Below are 18,925 nucleotides of genomic sequence, written 5' to 3' on the forward strand. Positions count from 1 at the left end.
CCTTTAAGGGGCAAGGCTAAACATCTGAATCCCCTGCCGAACCAGGAAGTAATGGCCACGGCTATGTGAGTTTGCTCACCCGTGACCAGACATTTCCGCCATAATGGACAGTCAATCAGACGCAACGAAACGGACATTGCGCCACTGAATGCGCCATTCCGCTCCTGATCATCTCGACTGGGACACCTTGCCAGCCGCGTTGTTTACATGACGTAAGTCCGATTTCGACCGAATGCGGTCGCACATCGCGTAATGCGTCGGTCACAAGTCGTGACCGACTCTCCGGGGTGACACACGCACCTTGTTGGAGATCCGCCACTGTGCTGGAATTCGCGGGACCGCCGCGGGACTCAGTCCGGCGCGCAGGTGGCGCGACTCAGCGCCGTGCGGCGGAGAGAAAGGGAGACGCGCCGGTCACCGACGACCACCATGGGGCCGAAAGTGCCCCACGACTCGACACCGTTCCGCCGGTCGCCCGGCGGGACGCCTGGTCCAGAGGTTGCGACGCTAGTGCAGGGACGATTCAAGAGGGATGGCAGCGCTGCGGCGGAGCAGGAGCCGCGCGGCGGGACCGACCGTGGCTCCTCGCCCCAGCACGCCCAGAACCGCGGGCCGGCTGTCGAAGGCGCAGGCCCCGACGCCTCCGCCGCGGTGAAGGCGAAGGGCCGCGCGAGGAGCCTGAAGGCCAAGTCCAAGGACGGCAGGTCCAAGGAGAAGGCGGCCGGGTCGGCTGAGCAGGACGTGGCGATACCGAAGGCCCCCAGTGGGCCCGGATCCCGCCTCGCCTTGCAGAACTGGCGCATCAGCACGCGACTCGTGTCGCTGCTGACCCTGCCGGTCGTCGCCGCCACCACGCTCGGCGGCTTCCGCATCAACGACTCGCTCAACGACATCGCGCAGCTCGAGCACATGCAGCTGCTGACGACGATGACGCGACAGGCCACCAACCTGGCCGCCATGCTCCAGGAGGAGCGCGACCTCTCCGCAGGTCCGCTCTCGCTCTCCCAGGGCAAGAGCAACAGCCAGGTCGACAGTGCCCGCGCGCAGACCGATGTCGCCGCCAAGGCCTTCACCGCCGCGACCGACCGGGTCGACAGCACGGGCAAGAAGGACGACACCCTCAAGTCGATCCGCAACAACGTGCTGCAGATCGGCCGTCAGATCGCGAACATCGAGACGGTCCGCAACAAGGCGTACACCACCGGCGCCCAGCAGACCGTCAGCGAGTACAACGCGATGATCGTCTCGCTGCTCTCGCTCTCCCAGGACATGGCGCAGGCCACCTCCAACCCGGAGATGATCAAGCGTACGCGTGCCCTGGCCGCGTTCTCCGCCGCCAAGGAGTACGCCTCCATCCAGCGCGCGATCATCGCCGCCTCGCTTCCCGACACCAACGAGAAGCAGGGCAAGCTGCAGGAGAACGACCGGCTCTACGCCCTCTCCGCGCAGAAGGGCGAGCAGCAGGCGAAGACCACCTTCGAGCTCGTCTACCAGGGCCGCACCGAGGAACTCCTCGCGGGTCTGGGCGACAGCAACTCGGAGATCTCCAGCGCCGACCACTACGCACGCCGCGTGCTGACCAGCCAGGACGCCTTCCTCCGCGAGAAGAACCGGTCCTGGCTGGACTGGTACGACGCGGACGGCACCAAGCTCCAGGCGATGAAGGTCATCGAGCTGACCCTGCTTGAGGAGATGGAGCAGAAGGCCCGCGAGCTGAAGAGCGAGGCCCAGCAGGACGCCATCATCAACGGTGCGCTGATCCTCCTCGTCCTCGGTGTCTCCCTCGTCGGCGCCTTCGTCATGGCCCGGTCCATGATCCGCTCGCTGCGCCGCCTGCAGGACACCGCGACGCGCGTCGCCCAGGACCGCCTGCCCGAGCTCGTCAAGCAGCTGTCCGAGTCCGACCCGCAGGACGTCGACACCTCCGTGGAGTCGGTCGGTGTGCACACCCGCGACGAGATCGGCCAGGTGGCCGCGGCGTTCGACGACGTGCACCGCGAGGCGGTCCGCCTCGCCGCCGAGCAGGCCCTCCTGCGAGGCAACGTCAACGCGATGTTCACCAACCTCTCGCGCCGCTCGCAGGGCCTCATCCAGCGTCAGCTGTCGCTCATCTCCGAACTGGAGTCGCGCGAGGCCGACCCGGACCAGCTCTCCTCCCTCTTCAAGCTCGACCACCTCGCGACCCGCATGCGCCGTAACGGCGAAAACCTCCTCGTCCTCGCGGGCGAGGAGCCGGGCCGCCGGTGGACCCGCCCCGTCCCGCTGGTCGACGTGCTCCGCGCCGCCGCGTCCGAGGTGGAGCAGTACGAGCGCGTCGAACTGGCCTCGGTTCCCGGCACCGACGTCGCCGGCCGTGTCGTCAACGACCTCGTGCACGTCCTCGCCGAGCTGCTGGAGAACGCCACCTCGTTCTCCTCCCCGCAGACCAAGGTCAAGGTCACCGGTCACGCGCTGCCCGACGGCCGCGTGCTCGTCGAGATCCACGACACCGGCATCGGTCTCTCCCCGGAGGACCTCGCCGCGATCAACGAGCGGCTCGCGTCGCCGCCCACCGTGGACGTCTCCGTCTCCCGCCGCATGGGTCTGTTCGTGGTCGGCCGCCTGTCCCTGCGACACGGCATCCGCATCCAGCTGCGCCCCTCCGACTCGGGTGGTACGACGGCCCTCGTCATGCTGCCGGTGGACGTCGCCCAGGGCGGCAAGAAGCCGGGCCCGACGCCGGGTCAGGGCGGTCCGGGCGGCGCCCAGGGCGCTCCCGGTGCCCAGGCCTCGGTGCCCGGTCCGGGCGGACGTCCCTCCGTGGGCACCGGCCCGCAGCGCGGTCAGGTCGCGGGGGGTGGCCAGCGCGCCGCCCTGCCGGGACGCGACGGCGCGCCCGGTCAGCAGCGTCCGCAGGGCGGACGGCCCCAGGGCGGCCCCGGTACTCCCGGTGCCCGTCCGCAGCAGGGCGGTCCGACCACCGCGGGCCAGGGTCAGGGCGCCTTCGGCGCCGGCGGCCCGCTGCCGAACCGCGGTCCGGTACCCAGCGTCGGCTTCGGCGGTGGCCCGCAGGGCCGTCCCGCGTCCGGCCAGCCCGGGTTCCCGCAGGGCAACGGCTTCGAGCGTCCGCAGCAGCAGGCTCAGCAGCCCCAGCCGCAGCAGGCTCAGCAGGCTCAGCAGCAGCCGACCGGTCCCCGACCGCAGCTGCCGCCGCGCGGTGGCGCCGGCGCCCGTCCGGAGCTGCCCGGCCCGCAGGCCACCAGCTGGGGTTCGGACCAGGCCCGGGGCCACGACGAGCTCTCGGGCCCCGGCTCGACGGCCGAGTTCGCGCGCCCGGACTTCAACGCGCCGATGCCCCAGGGCGACGGCGTGGGCAGCACCACCGGCCAGTTCGAGCGTCCGGACGTACGGGGCCCCGTCGACCCGTCCGCCACGGGCCAGTTCGAGCGCCCGGGCTACCAGCCCCAGCGGCCCGGCGGCCCCGGTGTCGGCGGGTTCGCCCGCCAGCCGCAGGCCCCGCAGCAGCCTCAGCCGCAGCACATGCAGCCGCAGGCTCCGCAGCCGGGCGGCGAGTACGCACCCGTGCCGCCCGCGCGCCCCGAGGCGCCGCGGCTGCCGCAGGGCCACCGGCCCGAGGCGCTGCCGCCGGCCCAGAACTCCGGCGACGCCCGCAGCCCGATCTTCGACACCCTGGAGTCGAACTGGTTCCGCGAGGAGGGGCAGCAGCCCCCCGCGCAGGGCCCGGCCGTACCCCAGCAGCCGCAGCAGTCCTCCCCGGCCCCGCAGCAGCAGCTGCCGCAGCGCGGCCAGGAGCAGGCGGCCGAGCCCGCCGCAGCGACGACCGGTGCCATGCCGACCGTCAGCTGGAAGTCCTCGCCGAACGACGAGCTGATGCGGCAGGCCGAGCGCGTGCGCCAGCCCGCCGCCGGCGGCATCACGACGTCGGGGCTGCCCCGCCGGGTACCGCGGGCGAACCTCGTGGCCGGCACCGCGCAGCAGCAGGCCGACGCGCAGGCGGGACCGCAGGTCTCGCGGGCGCCGGACGACGTCCGCGGCCGTCTGACCAACCTCCGACGCGGTATCCAGCAGGGCCGTCAGGCTGGCAACAACAGCCAGACGACCGGCAGTTACCACATCGACCCCACTTACCAGCAGGAGCGATAGTTGAGTTCGATGAGCCAGGCGGCACAGAACCTGAACTGGTTGATCACCAACTTCGTGGACAACACCCCAGGGGTGTCGCACACGGTGGTGGTCTCCGCCGACGGCCTCCTTCTGGCGATGTCCGACGGGTTCCCCCGCGACCGCGCCGATCAGCTGGCGGCCGTGGCCTCCGGACTGACCTCGCTGACCGCCGGTGCCTCCCGCATCTTCGAGGGTGGCGCCGTCAACCAGACCGTGGTCGAGATGGACCGGGGATTCCTCTTCCTCATGTCCGTCTCGGACGGATCCTCGCTGGCCGTGCTGGCGCACCCGGAGTGCGACATCGGCCTCGTGGGCTACGAGATGGCTCTTCTGGTGGATCGCGCGGGCAGTGTCCTGACCCCGGACCTGCGCGCCGAACTGCAGGGAAGCCTGCTCGGCTGACTTCCCAGCTCCCGGCCGGACGGTACTACCGGCCGGGAGACCGGGGCCCGCGCCCCGGAATCCAGTACCACCGCCAGGCCGTCATACCGTTCCCCCCACCGGCCGCCCCGTCAGACGGCACGCTGACCACTGCTGTCCAGCCCGGAGGATCAATGACCCCGCCCCCCGCCTATCCCGATGCGTACGGAGATTCGTACTCGGAAGGCGATCAGCCGCTGGTGCGTCCCTACGCGATGACCGGCGGCCGGACCCGGCCCCGCTACCAGCTCGCCATCGAGGCGCTGGTCAGCACCACCGCCGATCCGATGCACCTGTCCGGCCTGCTCCCGGAGCACCAGCGCATCTGCACCCTGTGCCGCGAGGTCAAGTCGGTCGCCGAGGTCTCCGCGCTGCTTTCCATGCCGCTCGGCGTGGCACGCATCCTCGTCGCCGACCTGGCGGAGGCCGGCATGGTGGCCATCCACCAGCCGGGCAATGGAGAGGCCGGCGGCACGCCGGATGTAACGCTGCTCGAAAGGGTGCTCAGTGGCCTTCGGAACATCTAGCGGAGCGGCCCCCCGCTCCACCACCTCCGCGAAGATCGTGGTGGCGGGCGGCTTCGGCGTGGGCAAGACCACGTTCGTCGGAGCCGTGTCCGAGATCAACCCGCTGCGCACCGAAGCCGTCATGACCAGCGCCTCCGCCGGTATCGACGACCTCACGCACACCGGTGACAAGACGACCACCACGGTCGCCATGGACTTCGGTCGCATCACGCTGGACCAGGACCTGATCCTGTACCTCTTCGGTACGCCGGGCCAGGACCGCTTCTGGTTCATGTGGGACGACCTGGTCCGCGGCGCGATCGGTGCGATCGTGCTCGTCGACACGCGCCGTCTCGCCGACTGCTTCCCCGCCGTCGACTACTTCGAGAACAGCGGCCTGCCCTTCGTCGTGGCGCTCAACGGCTTCGAGGGACACCAGCCGTACACGCCGGAGGAAGTCCGCGAGGCGCTGCAGATCGGTCCGGGCGCTCCCATCATCACCACGGACGCCCGCCACCGCGCGGACGCCAAGAGCGCGCTCATCACGCTCGTCGAGCACGCCCTGATGGCGCGGCTCAAGTAGCGGAGCGGCTCCAACTGCCGCACGGGAGGGGCGGGCTGTGTCGTATGACACGGCCCGCCCCTGTCGTTCATAACGTTTCGACAGAGAATTGAAGCCGGTTGGCAACGGGTTGCGTTCGGTCGGTACCGCTGCGCTCACAACCGCCCCGGTTTTTGCAGCGGGACGCTCTTTATGTCCGATTTATGTGAGGCATAAGTCTCTAGGAACGGCGGATTTCAACTGTTTGGAACAGGGCCGTCAACCGTGCTGGAATTCAACGAACTAGCTAGTAGCACCGCCGAGAGGTTGTTGGTCGAGTGAGGCGAAGCAACGCAAGCCCCGCGGATGAACCCGCGCGCGGCAACTTCACCCCGCCGCCGCGAGCGGCCGCGTCGCCCGCCGACGTGCCCGTGGAACCGCCTGTGAAGAGTGGGAGCACCAGCCGGTTCTCCCCCCGCAACTGGCGCGTGCCGACCCGCCTGAACGCCATCCTGCTCGTGCCGGCCCTCGTGGGCCTGGTCATGGGCGGCTTCCAGGTGAAGGGCTCCATCGACACGTGGAACGAGGCCCAGGACGCCGAGCAGATAGCCCGGGTCGTTCAGGCGGCCTCGGAATACAGCCAGGCACTGCTCAACGAGCGTGACCTCACGGCCGAGCCGCTCCTGAACGGCCTGACCAAGGACGACAAGGTCAGCAAGGCCTACGCGGCGACCACCGCCGCGAAGGAGAAGTTCGACAAGGTCGTCCAGGACATGCCCAAGAACCAGGGCATGGAACGGCGTCTGGAGCTCTTCCGTACGGAGGAGCCCAAGCTGACGGACGTCCGCCAGACCGCGTACCAGGCGGGGATCGAGAGCCCCAAGAAGAACCCGCCCACCTCCTTCGGTCCCATCCCGACCGAAGAGGGCTACGTAACGGTCCAGCACTACCTCATGCAGTTCGCCAACGAGCTCGGTCTCGGCACCGGCAACGTGACCTCGTACGGCCGCATGGTCTACGCGATCCAGCTCGCCAAGGCGGCGAACTCGCTCCAGCGCTCCGTCGGCACGCACCTCCTGGTGCGCCCGAGCGCCGACGAGAACACCCGCAAGGCCCAGCTCGTCGCCTTCTCCTCCTACGCCTACCTCGAGGAAATCGCCATCGGCGAGTACGTCGCGGCGGGTACCGAGGAGGACGTGGCCCGTCTGAAGACGGTCATGGGCAAGAAGGCCGAAGAGGGCGCCGCCAAGCTCGCCGAGGCCAAGGGCGCCGCCGAGCAGGCCGGCACCCCCTTCAAGTCCCCGCCGGTCTCGCCGATCAACAAGTCGATCCTCACCGGCATGACCGAGGCCATCGCCAGCGGCGAGCCCAAGAAGAAGGTCATCGAGGGCGGCACCACGCCGACGGCCTGGCAGTACGCCGCCACCGCGAAGTTCGACGGCTACGACGAGATCGAGAAGGAACTCCTCGAGAAGGCCGTCAACGACGCCGTCGCGGTCTCCGACGACGCCCGCACCGACGCCATCACCAACGGCGCCATCGTGGTCGTGGCCCTGCTCGCCGCGTTCATCCTGGCCGGCATGATGGCCCGCCAGATGGGCCGTGCGATGAGCCGCCTGCGCGCCGCCGCCTTCGATATCGCCGAGCAGCGCCTGCCGTCGCTCGTCGACCAGCTCTCGCGCACCGACCCGGGCAAGGTCGACACCCGCGTCCACCCCATCCCGATCGACTCCCAGGACGAGATCGGCGAGGTCGCGCGCGCGTTCGACCAGGTCCACCGGGAAGCGGTCCGGCTGGCAGCCGAGCAGGCGCTCCTGCGAGGGAACGTCAACGCGATCTTCACGAACCTATCCATGCGCAACCAGTCTCTGATCGAGGGCCAGCTGACCCTCATCACCGACCTGGAGAACAACGAGGCCGATCCGGACCAGCTGGAGAACCTCTTCCGCCTGGACCACCTGGCCACCCGTATGCGCCGCAACGGCGAGAACCTCCTCATCCTCGCGGGTGAGGAGCCGGGCCGCCGCTGGGACCAGCCCGTGCCCCTCGTGGACGTGCTCCGCGCCGCCTCCTCCGAGGTGGAGCAGTACGAGCGCATCGAGCTCTCCGGCGTCTCCGAGGCCGAGATCCACGGCCAGGCCGTGACCGACCTCGTGCACCTGCTCGCCGAGCTGCTGGAGAACGCCACCACGTTCTCCTCCCCGCAGACCAAGGTGCGCGTCAACGCCACGCGTCTGCCCGACGGCCGCGTCATGGTCGAGATCCACGACAAGGGCATCGGCCTCACCGCCGAGGACTTCGCGGACATCAACCACAAGCTCGCCAACCCGCCGACCGTGGACGCCGCGATCTCGCAGCGCATGGGTCTGTTCGTGGTCGGCCGGCTGGCAGACCGCCACAACATCCGCGTCCAGCTGCGCCCGTCGGGCGAGGCGGCCGGCACCACGTCGCTGATCATGCTTCCCGACGCCATCACGCACGGTGGCGGTGGCGAGGGCATCCCGGACGACGACTTCACGGTCTCCCAGATCATCCCGGAGCAGAAGGCCCAGCAGGCCGCCCCGATGCGCACGGCGGCGGAGCTCGGCTTCGACGACTCGCGCTACGAGCAGGGCGGTGAGGGGCCCGGCCTGGACCCCGTGGTCCGTTCCCTCGGCCGCGAGGAGCGCCGTGCGGCGCTGGAGGCCCAGGTCGGCTTCCCGCAGGAGCAGCAGGGCTACGCCGACCAGGGCGGCCAGGATTATCCGGAACCTCAGCCTGAGCACGGCTACCAGCCGTACCAGGGCTACGAGCAGCAGTCCGAGCAGGGTTACGAACCCTCGTACGACGGACAGCGCACGGAGCAGGGGTACGAGGCGTACCCGCAGCAGGACTACGCCTATACGGAAGACGGCTACCCGGACCAGCAGTCGAGCACTCAGGGCTACGACGGCGGGTACGACGCCCGGTCGGGGCAGGCCGAGTGGCCCGAACAGAACACGTATCCGGCTGCCTACCAGCAGGATTACGGGACTGAATCGGAATCCCAGGCCGTCCCCGAACCGGCCGCGGAGCGCGTAGGCTTCGACCGTCCGGGCGCCGCTGCCGACACCGGTCACCACATGACCGGAGCGGGCCTGCCGCGACGCGGCAGCCAGCAGCAGTGGCAGCCGGCACAGCAGGAAGCGGAGTCCTCCGGGTCCCTCTTCGAGCAGCGGCCGCAGCGTCAGCGGCAGGACGCGGCGCCGAAGCAGGACCAGGACCAGGACGGTGGCACGGCGTGGCGCTCGGGCAACGACGAGCGCTGGCAGCAGGCCGCCAAACTCCGTGAGCCGAAGGCGGGCGGGGTCACCCCGTCCGGTCTCCCTCGGCGCGTGCCCAAGGCCAACCTGGTCGAGGGCGCAGCGGAGACGACCCCGCAGGGCGGCCCCCAGGTCTCCCGCGCTCCGGAGGACGTCCGCGGCAGGTTGAGCAACCTGCGGCGAGGTGTCCAGCAGGGACGCAGCGCGGGTACTGAGCAGTCAAGTAACAGCTATGACCAGGAGCGTTAGTGTGAGCCCGATGAGCCAGGCGGCACAGAACCTGAACTGGTTGATCACCAACTTCGTGGACAACACCCCAGGGGTGTCGCACACGGTGGTGGTCTCCGCCGACGGCCTTCTTCTGGCGATGTCCGACGGATTTCCGCGCGACCGCGCCGATCAGCTGGCGGCCGTGGCCTCCGGACTGACCTCGCTGACCGCCGGTGCCTCCCGCATCTTCGAGGGTGGCGCCGTCAACCAGACCGTGGTCGAGATGGACCGGGGATTCCTGTTCCTGATGTCCGTCTCGGACGGATCGTCCCTCGCGGTGTTGGCGCACCCGGAGTGCGACATCGGCCTCGTGGGTTACGAGATGGCTCTTCTGGTGGATCGTGCGGGCAGTGTCCTGACCCCGGACCTGCGCGCCGAACTGCAGGGAAGCCTTCTCAACTAGCAAACAGGCAGTGCGTTTCGCGCCATCGCACCGTAGGGTGCGGTGGCGCGGTTCCACAGGGAGTACTGCGTTCTTGGAGTCGGAGGAGGAAACGTGACAACACCCGGAGGACATCCTTATGGCGGCGCGCAGCAGCCGCAGGGTGGGCACGACCAGAACCGCTTCAACTTCCCCTCCGCGCCAAGCCGGCCCGTGCCGGAGCAGAACCATTACCAGCAGTACGGCCAGCCCCAGCAGCCCCAGATGCCTCCGCAGCCGCCTCCGCGCGCCGCGCGGCAGCCGGCCCCGAAGGCCCACAACCCGCTGGTGCGCCCGTACGCGATGACCGGCGGCCGTACTCGGCCGCGCTACCAGCTCGCCATCGAGGCGCTGGTCAGTACCACGGCGGATCCCGCGCGCATGCAAGGGCAGTTGCCCGAGCACCAGCGCATCTGCCGCCTGTGCCAGGAGATCAAATCCGTCGCGGAGATCTCGGCACTCCTCTCCATTCCTCTTGGTGTCGCCCGCATCCTCGTCGCCGACCTGGCGGAGGCGGGCCTTGTCGCCATTCACCAGCCCGGCGGCGACGAGTCTGCCGGTGGCCAGCCAGACGTGACACTGCTCGAAAGGGTGCTCAGTGGACTTCGCAAGCTCTAACGGCGGAGCGGCTCCCCGCTCCACCACCTCCGCGAAGATCGTGGTGGCGGGCGGCTTCGGCGTGGGCAAGACCACGTTCGTCGGAGCCGTGTCCGAGATCAACCCGCTGCGCACCGAAGCCGTCATGACGTCCGCGAGCGCGGGCATCGACGACCTCACCCACACCGGTGACAAGACGACCACCACGGTCGCCATGGACTTCGGTCGCATCACGCTCGACCAGGACCTGATCCTGTACCTCTTCGGCACCCCCGGCCAGGACCGCTTCTGGTTCATGTGGGACGACCTGGTCCGCGGCGCCATCGGCGCCGTCGTGCTCGTCGACACGCGCCGTCTCGCCGACTGCTTCCCCGCCGTCGACTACTTCGAGAACAGCGGCCTGCCCTTCGTCATCGCCCTCAACGGCTTCGACGGGCACCAGCCCTACACGCCGGAGGAAGTCCGCGAGGCCCTGCAGATCGGCCCCGACGCCCCCATCATCACCACGGACGCCCGCCACCGCGCGGACGCCAAGAGCGCGCTCATCACGCTCGTCGAGCACGCCCTGATGGCGCGCCTGCGGTAGGACCGCCGCCGCGGCCGCATCGGACAGGCCCCTGTGTCCACGACGCGGGGGCCTTCGCCTTGGGCGGGTACGGTCCGGGCGTTGTCCGCGGCGGTACGAACGGCAGTACGCGGAAGGCCCCGCACCCTGGACGGGTGCGGGGCCTTCCGGTCTTCCGGGAGCTACGGGGCTCAGCCCTGCCAGCTGTGCGGGGCGCGGAAGCCCGGGGTGCGCTCCAGGCGGCGCCAGCCGGCCTGGCGCGGCAGGCGGGCCGGGGTCTCCTCGGGCGCGGCGGCGGCGCGGGCGAGCAGGATCGCGGTGATCGCGGCCAGCTCCTCGGGCTCGGCATTGCCCTTCTCGACGCGGAGCAGGGTGTCAGAGGCGTGGGTCATGGGGTGGCAGATCTCCTTCGCGGTTACTGCGGCGGGTTGCCGTGCTTGCGGGACGGCAGATCGGCGTGCTTGTTGCGGAGCATCGAGAGGGCGCTGACGAGCACCTCGCGGGTCTCGGCGGGGTCGATGACGTCGTCGACGAGGCCGCGCTCGGCCGCGTAGTACGGGTGCATCAGCTCGGCCTTGTACTCCTTGACCATGCGCACGCGCATGGCCTCGGGGTCCTCGGCGTCCGCGATCTGCTTGCGGAAGATGACGTTGGCCGCGCCCTCGGCGCCCATCACGGCGATCTCATTGGTGGGCCAGGCGTAGGTGAGGTCGGCGCCGATGGACTGGGAGTCCATGACGATGTACGCGCCGCCGTAGGCCTTGCGCAGGATCAGCGAGATCCGCGGGACGGTGGCGTTGCAGTACGCGTACAGCAGCTTGGCGCCGTGGCGGATGATGCCGCCGTGTTCCTGGTCGACGCCCGGCAGGAAGCCGGGGACGTCCAGCAGCGTGATGATCGGGATGTTGAAGGCGTCGCACATCTGGACGAAGCGCGCGGACTTCTCGGAGGCCTCGATGTCGAGGACGCCGGCGAGGTGGGCGGGCTGGTTGGCGACGATGCCGACGACCTGGCCGTCCATGCGCGCCAGGGCGCAGATGATGTTGCGGGCCCATCGCTCGTGGATCTCCAGGACGTCGCCGTCGTCGACGAGCTCCTCGATGACCTTGTGCATGTCGTACGGGCGGTTGCCGTCCGCGGGGACCAGGTCCAGGAGGACCTCGCTGCGGCGGTCCGCCGGGTCGCTCGTCTCGTGGACGGGCGGGTTCTCGCGGTTGTTGGAGGGCAGCATCGAGATGAGGTAGCGCACCTCGGAGATGCAGGTCTCCTCGTCGTCGTACGCGAAGTGCGCGACACCCGAGGTCTCGGCGTGCACGTCGGCGCCGCCGAGGCCGTTCTGGGTGATCTCCTCGCCGGTCACCGCACGGACCACGTCCGGGCCGGTGATGAACATCTGCGAAGTGTCTCGGACCATGAAGACGAAGTCCGTGAGGGCCGGGGAGTACGCGGCTCCGCCGGCGCACGGGCCGAGCATCACGGAGATCTGCGGGATGACGCCCGAGGCCCTGGTGTTGCGCTGGAAGATGCCGCCGTAGCCGGCGAGGGCGGAGACGCCCTCCTGGATACGGGCGCCGGCGCCGTCGTTGAGGGAGACCAGCGGGGCCCCGGCCGCGATGGCCATGTCCATGATCTTGTGGATCTTCGTGGCGTGGGCCTCGCCCAAGGCGCCGCCGAAGATCCGGAAGTCGTGCGCGTAGACGAAGACCGTGCGGCCCTCGACCGTGCCCCAGCCGGTGATGACACCGTCGGTGTACGGCTTCTTGCTTTCGAGGCCGAAGCCGGTCGCACGGTGGCGGCGCAGCTGCTCGACCTCCTTGAAGGAACCCTCGTCGAGGAGCAGTGCGATGCGCTCGCGCGCCGTCAGCTTGCCCTTCGCGTGCTGGGCCTCGGTCGCACGGTCACTCGGTCCACGCCGCGCCTGCTCGCGCAGGGAGTGCAGCTCGGCCACGCGCCCACGGGCGTCCGTCGGCTCGCTCGGGATCTGGTCCACAACGGTCATGTACCGACCTTACGAAGATCGTGATGAAAAACCTCCGTTCATTCCGCACAGTCTCGGGAGTCTTCCGCTGTCCGGCCCGCACAGAACCACCAGTGGAAGTAAGGACTCCGCCAGATGGGGCCATCTCCGGTTGTAGGACCTTCACAGAAACCGCAGGCTCGACCCCCAGTGGTTGAAATTTGAACAGAATGGCTCTAGTGTCTGTGGCGTCGAGGTCGTTGAACGTTCAACAACTACGGCGCCCCACACAGCCCCACCACCAAGGAGTAAGTCATGGGCCTCTTCAACCGCCGCACCCAGGAGAGCACCGCCGTCGCCACCCTGGACGTGGACCCGGCTCTCGCCGCGCTCACGGGCGACTACGTCATCGACGCCGCCCACAGCCGCATCGGCTTCACCGTCCGCCACGCCATGGTCACCAACGTCCGCGGCGCCTTCGAGGAGCACGAGGGCACCCTGCACCTGGACGGTGCCGACCCGGCCCGCTCCACGGCCTCGATCGACGTGAAGATCGCCTCCGTGGACACCGGCATCGCCGACCGCGACGGCCACCTGCGCAGCGGCGACTTCTTCGACGCCGAGGCCTTCCCGCTGATGACCTTCCGCTCCACCGAGGCCGCGTTCCTCGGCGGGGACACCTACCGGATCACCGGCAACCTCACCATCAAGGACGTCACCCGGCCGCTCTCCATCGACCTGGAGTTCAACGGCTCCGCCACCGACCCGTACGGCAACCAGCGCGTCGGCTTCGAGGGCAGCGCCGACATCCTTCGCTCGGACTGGGGCCTGACCTGGAACGCGGCCCTGGAGACCGGCGGCGTCGTGGTCAGCGACAAGGTGAAGCTGACCTTCGACATCTCCGCCATCAAGCAGGCCTGACCGGCCGCACGGCGACCCGGGGGCGGCCCGCTCGAGAACACCGCCTAGAAGCCGCCCCCGTCGAAACCACCGCCGTCGAATCCCCCTCCGCCGCCGAAGTCCCCGCCGCCGAAGTCGGACGGGTTGAAGTCGGCCCCGGAGACGTCCCCGCCGTCGTAGCCGCCGCCGTAGTCCGCGGCGTAGGCGGGGGTCGACATCATCGAACCGAGCATCGTGCCCATGAGGAGGCCGGGCAGGATGCCGCCGCCGAAGTAGCCGCCGGCCCAGGGACCGTACGCCGGGCCGGCGTCGTAGTACGGCCGCGGTCCGCGCTCGGTGTCGACCGTACGGACCGCCGGGTCGAGTCCGTCGCGCAGCCGCACGGCGTCCGCCGTACAGACGGGCACGGTACGCGCCGCACCCGATGCCGGGGCCCAGCTCGCGTCCTGCGCACTCGGACCGTGGCGCGGGTCGAAGAAGCAGGGCGCGCGGCGCTCCGGCACGGGCCGGCCCTGCCGGCGCGCGTCCAGACAGGCCAGGGCGTACCGGCCGTCCTCCAGGGCCCGGGTCACCCCGGTGACCTCTTCCGGGTACCGCACGGAGGCCATGATCTGCTTGGCCTTCTCGTACGAGTCGAGCCCGCGCTCGTAGTCCTCGCGCATCGCGTCGTCGGCGCCGGGCTCGCCGGGGTGGAAGTCCAGGCGCTCCAGTTCCTCGCCGAAAGCCGTGATGTCCTCGTCGACGACCACGCCGAGCCGCTCGACGGCCTCGCGCCGGGCCTCTTCCTTCTTCTGGCGGTTCCGGCGGACCAGCGCGTACGCCCCGCCGCCGCCGATCACGGCCACGGCACCGAGGGTGATCAGCCCGCCGACCGGGACGCCGTCGTCGGCGCCGGTGGTGCCCCAGGAGGCGGGGGCACTGCCCCTGGTCCGGGGCAGCGCCTGGTCCACGAAGTTGTTGAGCTGGGTGCTCGCGTCGACCGTGGCGCCGGTCTTGACCGCCTCGGTGAGGTTGCGTACGGCATTGGCCGGCATGACCGCCCGGTCGGCGCCGGCGTTGAAGCCGTCGCCGAGCCGGATGGCGTAGAGCCCGGTGACGCCGGTCTCCGCACGGACCGCGGCGAGCACCTTGTCCTGCGGGAACTCGGCGGTGGCCGGAAGCACGGCGACGAAGACCGGCTTTCCGGCGTCCTTGATCTTCTTGGCGAGTGCGTCGGCCTCGGCCTTCGGCAGCTGCGCCTCGGCCCGGGGGTCGACGTACACGGGACCCTCCTTGAGGGCCTCTCCCACGGCGGCGACTCCGGTGGCGGCCACTGCCTGCGGAGCGACCGTCAGGGCCGTCGCGGACAGGGCCAGCAGCAGACCGGACAGCAGCGATCCCCAACGTACGGATGTCAGCCTGGTCCTCATATCCATGACGCTACCCGAACCGGCACTTTCCCGTGTAAGCAGGACATAAGGGCATCTTCTGCCGGTTCGGGCTCCGCCGCGTCCGGGCGTGTCGGCGTTCGCCACGGAGGACCTCGACGGCCTGCCGGCCGGCGAGGTGGGGGCGGAGGGCAGGGCCGTGTCCCGGACGGAGCCCCGCCGGCCCGCCGGGGTCTCCTGCTGACGGCGGCTACTCGGCCGGTTCCACGCCCGCGTGGAGGAGACCGTAGGTGAACGCGTCCTCCAGGGCCTGCCAGGAAGCGGCGATCACGTTCGGGGCGACTCCGACCGTCGACCACTCGCGGACCCCGTCCGTCGTGGCGACGAGCACGCGGGTCGTGGACGCCGTACCGTGCGTGCCCTCCAGGATGCGGACCTTGTAGTCGACCAGCTCGAACTTGGCGAGCTGCGGGTAGAACCGCTCCAGCGCCACCCGCAGGGCCCGGTCGAGCGCGTTGACCGGGCCGTTGCCCTCGGCCGTCGCGACGATCCGCTCGCCCTTGGCCCACAGCTTGACCGTGGCCTCGTTGGCGTGGGTGCCGTCCGGGCGGTCCTCGACGATCGCCCGCCATGACTCGATGCGGAAGTACTTGCGGGCCCGCCCCTCCGCCTCGGCGCGCAGCAGCAGCTCGAAGGAGGCGTCGGCCGCCTCGTAGGTGTAGCCCTGGAGCTCGCGCTCCTTGACCCGCTCCACGACCCGGGAGATCAGCGCGCGGTCCCCGCCGAGCTCGACGCCGAGCTCCTTGCCCTTGAGCTCGATGGAGGCGCGGCCGGCCATGTCGGAGACCAGCATCCGCATGGTGTTGCCGACCCGCTCGGGGTCGATGTGCTGGTAGAGGTCCGGGTCGACCTTGATCGCCGAGGCGTGCAGGCCGGCCTTGTGCGCGAAGGCGGAGACGCCGACGTACGGCTGGTGGGTGGAGGGCGTGAGGTTGACGACCTCGGCGATGGCGTGCGAAATCCGGGTCATCTCGGCGAGCGCGCCGTCGGGGAGCACCTTGCGCCCGTACTTGATCTCCAGTGCGGCGACGACGGGGAACAGGTTGGCGTTGCCGACGCGCTCGCCGTAGCCGTTCGCGGTGCACTGGACGTGGGTGGCGCCGGCGTCGACGGCGGCCAGGGTGTTGGCGACGGCGCAGCCGGTGTCGTCCTGGGCGTGGATGCCGAGGCGGGCGCCGGTGTCGGCGAGGACGGTGGCGACGGTGGCCGACACCTGGGCGGGCAGCATGCCGCCGTTGGTGTCGCAGAGGATGACGACGTCGGCGCCGGCCTCGTGGGCGGTGCGTACGACGGACTTCGCGTACTCGGCGTTGGCACGGTAGCCGTCGAAGAAGTGCTCGCAGTCGACGAAGACCCGGCGGCCCTTGGCCACGAGGTGGGAGACGGTGTCCCGGACCATCTCCAGGTTCTCGTCCAGGGTGGTGCGCAGGGCGAGCTCGACGTGGCGGTCGTGGGACTTGGCGACGAGCGTGATGACCGGGGCGCCGGACTCCAGCAGGGCCCGCACCTGCGGGTCCTGGTCGGCCGAGCCGCCGGCCCGGCGGGTGGCGCCGAAGGCGACCAGCTGGGCGTTCTTGAAGTCGATCTCCGCGCGGGCGCGGGCGAAGAACTCGGTGTCGCGGGGGTTGGCGCCGGGCCAGCCGCCCTCGATGAAGCCCACTCCGAAGTCGTCCAGGTGGCGCGCGATCGTCAGCTTGTCGGCGACCGTGAGGTTGATGCCCTCGCGCTGGGCGCCGTCGCGCAGGGTGGTGTCGAAGACGTGGAAGCAGTCGTCCAGGCCCCCGGACAGCACAGTTGCCGCCTCTGGTGTCGTCGTCATGCTGATCTGACTCCTGTCGGATGAGTGGTTCCGGAAACCCGCCAATGGGGAAGGCCGCCGTCACTGCCCCCATCATCGCGCGCAGTCCGGTCCCGGCAGGGATGGGCCGGGAAACGAAAAAACCTCTCGCGGGTAGCGAGAGGTCTGCACGCGGGTCCGAGGCACGGTGGCCGCGTCCGCGAAGTTCTTCCACGGTTCAGCGGCCACTGGGGACCGGCGCGCTGCTGGCGATAATCATGAGCTGAGCAGGCACGGTCGCAGTGTGGCACACCGTTCGCCGCGGATGGACAGGCGTCTCACCATACGGGCGCTGCCCGTCCGTCCGGGGCGGACCGCCGCGCCTCAGTCGGCGGCGGGGCTGAGGGTGTCGGTGAGGAACTCGCGGACGTGGGCCAGGATGGCCGTCCGGTCGAGCGTGGGCAGGCCCACCGCCAGCTGGATGCTGAAGCCGTCGAGGAGGGCGCGGATGCGGGTCGCGACGCGTTCGGCGTCCACCGGGCGGAACTCACCGCGGGAGATGCCCTCGGCCAGCAGCGCCACCAGGTCGCGGTGCCAGGCTCCCTCGATGGCCGCCTGCCGGTCGCGTTCCTGGGGGCCGGCGTTCTGGGAGCGGTTCCACACCTCCAGCCACAGCGTCCAGTGCGGGTCGCGGGGCTGCGTGGGGACGTACAGGTCCACGTACGCCCGCAGGCGCTCGGCCACCGGACCGCGGCGGGCCAGCAGGGCCCGCCGCGCGCTGCCCAGTTCGGCCTCGCTCCACTCCAGGGTCTGCAGCAGGAGCTCGTCCTTGCTGCGGAAGTAGTAGAGGAGGTGGCCGCTGCTCATGCCGACCTCGCGGCCCAGGCCGGCCATGGTCAGGCCTTCGAGCCCGCGCTCGGCGATCGTGGCCATGGCGGCGACGAGTACGTCCTCGCGCGGGGGCGCGTTCTTGCGCGCCGCCCGTACCGGTACTCCACCCGCCGCCATGGGCCACTCCTTCATGAGGTCCGCCGTAGGTCAGACCTTCGGCTGCTGCTGGGTGATGCAGTGGATACCGCCACCCCCGGCGAAAATCGTACGTGCGTCAACGAGGGTCACGGTCCGTTCGGGGAACAGACCGCGGAAGATCTCCGCTGCCTCCTCGTCGCGGGGGTCGTCGAAGGAGCACAGCACCACGCCGCCGTTGCACAGGTAGTGGTTGATGTACGAGTAGTCCACCCACTCGCCGTCCTCCTCCAGCACGGTCGGCGCCGGGATCTCCAGGACCTCCAGCTGCCGGCCCCTGGCGTCGGTGGACGCGCGGAGGATCGCCGCGATGGTCTTGCAGCGTTCGTGGTCCGGGTGGGACGGGTCGGGCTGTGTGTGCACCATGACCACGCCCGGGCGGGCGAAGGCCGCGACGATGTCGACGTGGCCCTGGGTGCCGTAGGTGCCGTAGTCGCCGGCCAGGCCGTACGGCAGCCAGATCGCCTTGGTGGTCCCGAGGTGGGCGTGGATCTCGGCCTCGACCTGCTCGCGGGTCCAGTCGGGGTTGCGGCCCTTGCCCAGCTGGACGGTGTCGGTGAGCAGCACGGTGCCCTCGCCGTCGACGTGGACCGCCCCGCCCTCGTTGACCAGCGGGGTGCTGAACGTGCGGGTGCCGAGCACGTCCGAGACCTGCCGGGCGATCTTCGAGTCGTGGTCCCAGCGGGCCCACTCCTGGGCGCCCCAGCCGTTGAACGTCCAGTCGACCGCAGCCAGCTCGCCCGTGTCGTTGGTGACGAAGGTCGGGCCGATGTCGCGCATCCAGGCGTCGTCGAGTTCGCGCTCGACCACGTCGAGTGCGTGGCCGTCGCCCGCGCCGGCGATCGCGCGGGCGCTGTCCGCATCGCCCGGGGAGACGACGAGGGTCACGGGCTCGTACCCGCGGACCGCTCGGGCGACGGCGCCCCACGCCTCGCGGGCCTCGGCGAGCTCCTGCTCGTTGGTGAAGGTCGGGTTCGGGCTGGGCCAGGCCATCCAGGTGCGCTCGTGGGGCGTCCACTCGGCGGGCATCCGGAATCCGTTGTGCACGGGCTTGGTGGTCATGGCAGGCAGGT

At 70.2% G+C, this 18,925-nt stretch carries 15 protein-coding genes; 9 read left to right on the plus strand and 6 right to left on the minus strand.

From position 1 onward, the window contains the following. Window positions 1-510 precede the first annotated feature (510 nt). The 8 genes from ACZ3X1_RS11315 (at window position 511) to ACZ3X1_RS11350 (ending at window position 10,786) form a co-directional block, all read left to right on the plus strand. Window positions 511-4,143, plus strand: a complete 3,633-nt coding sequence (locus ACZ3X1_RS11315) for a sensor histidine kinase (protein WP_467278803.1) — start codon at window positions 511-513, stop codon at window positions 4,141-4,143. Between the two features lie 9 nt (window positions 4,144-4,152). After that, a complete protein-coding gene (locus tag ACZ3X1_RS11320) occupies window positions 4,153-4,566 on the plus strand; it encodes a roadblock/LC7 domain-containing protein (RefSeq protein WP_030846990.1) in 414 nt (137 codons plus the stop codon). A gap of 152 nt (window positions 4,567-4,718) precedes the next feature. After that, window positions 4,719-5,111: a DUF742 domain-containing protein gene (locus ACZ3X1_RS11325; protein ID WP_030037344.1), complete on the plus strand. Its 393-nt coding sequence runs from the start codon at window positions 4,719-4,721 to the stop codon at window positions 5,109-5,111. Continuing rightward, window positions 5,092-5,673: a GTP-binding protein gene (locus ACZ3X1_RS11330; protein WP_046776286.1), complete on the plus strand. Its 582-nt coding sequence runs from the start codon at window positions 5,092-5,094 to the stop codon at window positions 5,671-5,673. Before ACZ3X1_RS11325 ends, ACZ3X1_RS11330 begins: the two co-directional genes overlap by 20 nt. A 296-nt stretch (window positions 5,674-5,969) precedes the next feature. Then, window positions 5,970-9,161 carry a sensor histidine kinase gene (locus tag ACZ3X1_RS11335; protein ID WP_356810563.1) on the plus strand — a complete coding sequence of 1,064 codons (3,192 nt, stop codon included), beginning with the start codon at window positions 5,970-5,972 and terminating at the stop codon, window positions 9,159-9,161. Between the two features lie 10 nt (window positions 9,162-9,171). Next, window positions 9,172-9,585 carry a roadblock/LC7 domain-containing protein gene (locus tag ACZ3X1_RS11340; protein WP_030037347.1) on the plus strand — a complete coding sequence of 138 codons (414 nt, stop codon included), beginning with the start codon at window positions 9,172-9,174 and terminating at the stop codon, window positions 9,583-9,585. A 93-nt stretch (window positions 9,586-9,678) separates the two neighbouring features. Further along, window positions 9,679-10,221: a DUF742 domain-containing protein gene (locus ACZ3X1_RS11345; protein ID WP_356810564.1), complete on the plus strand. Its 543-nt coding sequence runs from the start codon at window positions 9,679-9,681 to the stop codon at window positions 10,219-10,221. After that, window positions 10,202-10,786, plus strand: coding sequence for a GTP-binding protein (locus ACZ3X1_RS11350; RefSeq protein WP_007266770.1), 585 nt, complete (start codon window positions 10,202-10,204; stop codon window positions 10,784-10,786). Before ACZ3X1_RS11345 ends, ACZ3X1_RS11350 begins: the two co-directional genes overlap by 20 nt. Window positions 10,787-10,956: 170 nt before the next feature. Here the strand turns inward: ACZ3X1_RS11350 and ACZ3X1_RS11355 are convergent, their stop codons facing one another. Beyond that, window positions 10,957-11,157: an acyl-CoA carboxylase subunit epsilon gene (locus tag ACZ3X1_RS11355; RefSeq protein ID WP_356810565.1), complete on the minus strand. Its 201-nt coding sequence runs from the start codon at window positions 11,155-11,157 to the stop codon at window positions 10,957-10,959. 23 nt (window positions 11,158-11,180) lie between these two features. Continuing rightward, on the minus strand, window positions 11,181-12,764 hold the full coding sequence (locus ACZ3X1_RS11360) for an acyl-CoA carboxylase subunit beta (protein ID WP_356810566.1): 1,584 nt from the start codon (window positions 12,762-12,764) through the stop codon (window positions 11,181-11,183). Window positions 12,765-13,037: 273 nt separating this feature from the next. Between ACZ3X1_RS11360 and ACZ3X1_RS11365 the strand changes: the two genes are divergently transcribed. Beyond that, complete coding sequence (locus ACZ3X1_RS11365; RefSeq protein WP_467278812.1) at window positions 13,038-13,643, plus strand: YceI family protein; 606 nt, start codon at window positions 13,038-13,040, stop codon at window positions 13,641-13,643. 44 nt (window positions 13,644-13,687) lie between these two features. On the opposite strand, the gene ACZ3X1_RS11370 is transcribed toward ACZ3X1_RS11365, so the two are convergent. The 4 genes from ACZ3X1_RS11370 to ACZ3X1_RS11385 form a co-directional block, all read right to left on the minus strand. Beyond that, window positions 13,688-15,031, minus strand: coding sequence for a hypothetical protein (locus ACZ3X1_RS11370; RefSeq protein ID WP_467278814.1), 1,344 nt, complete (start codon window positions 15,029-15,031; stop codon window positions 13,688-13,690). A 208-nt stretch (window positions 15,032-15,239) separates the two neighbouring features. Then, window positions 15,240-16,868 carry a citramalate synthase gene (gene cimA, locus ACZ3X1_RS11375; RefSeq protein ID WP_356810569.1) on the minus strand — a complete coding sequence of 543 codons (1,629 nt, stop codon included), beginning with the start codon at window positions 16,866-16,868 and terminating at the stop codon, window positions 15,240-15,242. Between the two features lie 342 nt (window positions 16,869-17,210). After that, the gene (locus ACZ3X1_RS11380) at window positions 17,211-17,834 is read right to left on the minus strand and encodes a TetR/AcrR family transcriptional regulator (RefSeq protein WP_356810570.1); all 624 of its coding nucleotides are present in this window, start codon (window positions 17,832-17,834) and stop codon (window positions 17,211-17,213) included. Window positions 17,835-17,864: 30 nt separating this feature from the next. Continuing rightward, the gene (locus ACZ3X1_RS11385; RefSeq protein ID WP_467278820.1) at window positions 17,865-18,914 is read right to left on the minus strand and encodes an agmatine deiminase family protein; all 1,050 of its coding nucleotides are present in this window, start codon (window positions 18,912-18,914) and stop codon (window positions 17,865-17,867) included. Window positions 18,915-18,925 lie beyond the last annotated feature (11 nt).

This window comes from Streptomyces sp. NPDC023541 (assembly GCF_055559995.1).

What these genes read in the sequence shown, in the direction of transcription:
- ACZ3X1_RS11320 (WP_030846990.1), top strand. Translation starts at nt 4,153, where the DNA reads ATGAGCCAGGCGGCACAGAACCTGAACTGGTTGATCACCAACTTCGTG.
- ACZ3X1_RS11325 (WP_030037344.1), top strand. Translation starts at nt 4,719, where the DNA reads ATGACCCCGCCCCCCGCCTATCCCGATGCGTACGGAGATTCGTACTCG.
- ACZ3X1_RS11340 (WP_030037347.1), top strand. Translation starts at nt 9,172, where the DNA reads ATGAGCCAGGCGGCACAGAACCTGAACTGGTTGATCACCAACTTCGTG.
- ACZ3X1_RS11355 (WP_356810565.1), bottom strand. Translation starts at nt 11,157, where the DNA reads ATGACCCACGCCTCTGACACCCTGCTCCGCGTCGAGAAGGGCAATGCC.
- ACZ3X1_RS11360 (WP_356810566.1), bottom strand. Translation starts at nt 12,764, where the DNA reads ATGACCGTTGTGGACCAGATCCCGAGCGAGCCGACGGACGCCCGTGGG.
- ACZ3X1_RS11365 (WP_467278812.1), top strand. Translation starts at nt 13,038, where the DNA reads ATGGGCCTCTTCAACCGCCGCACCCAGGAGAGCACCGCCGTCGCCACC.
- ACZ3X1_RS11370 (WP_467278814.1), bottom strand. Translation starts at nt 15,031, where the DNA reads ATGAGGACCAGGCTGACATCCGTACGTTGGGGATCGCTGCTGTCCGGT.
- cimA (WP_356810569.1), bottom strand. Translation starts at nt 16,868, where the DNA reads ATGACGACGACACCAGAGGCGGCAACTGTGCTGTCCGGGGGCCTGGAC.
- ACZ3X1_RS11380 (WP_356810570.1), bottom strand. Translation starts at nt 17,834, where the DNA reads ATGGCGGCGGGTGGAGTACCGGTACGGGCGGCGCGCAAGAACGCGCCC.
- ACZ3X1_RS11385 (WP_467278820.1), bottom strand. Translation starts at nt 18,914, where the DNA reads ATGACCACCAAGCCCGTGCACAACGGATTCCGGATGCCCGCCGAGTGG.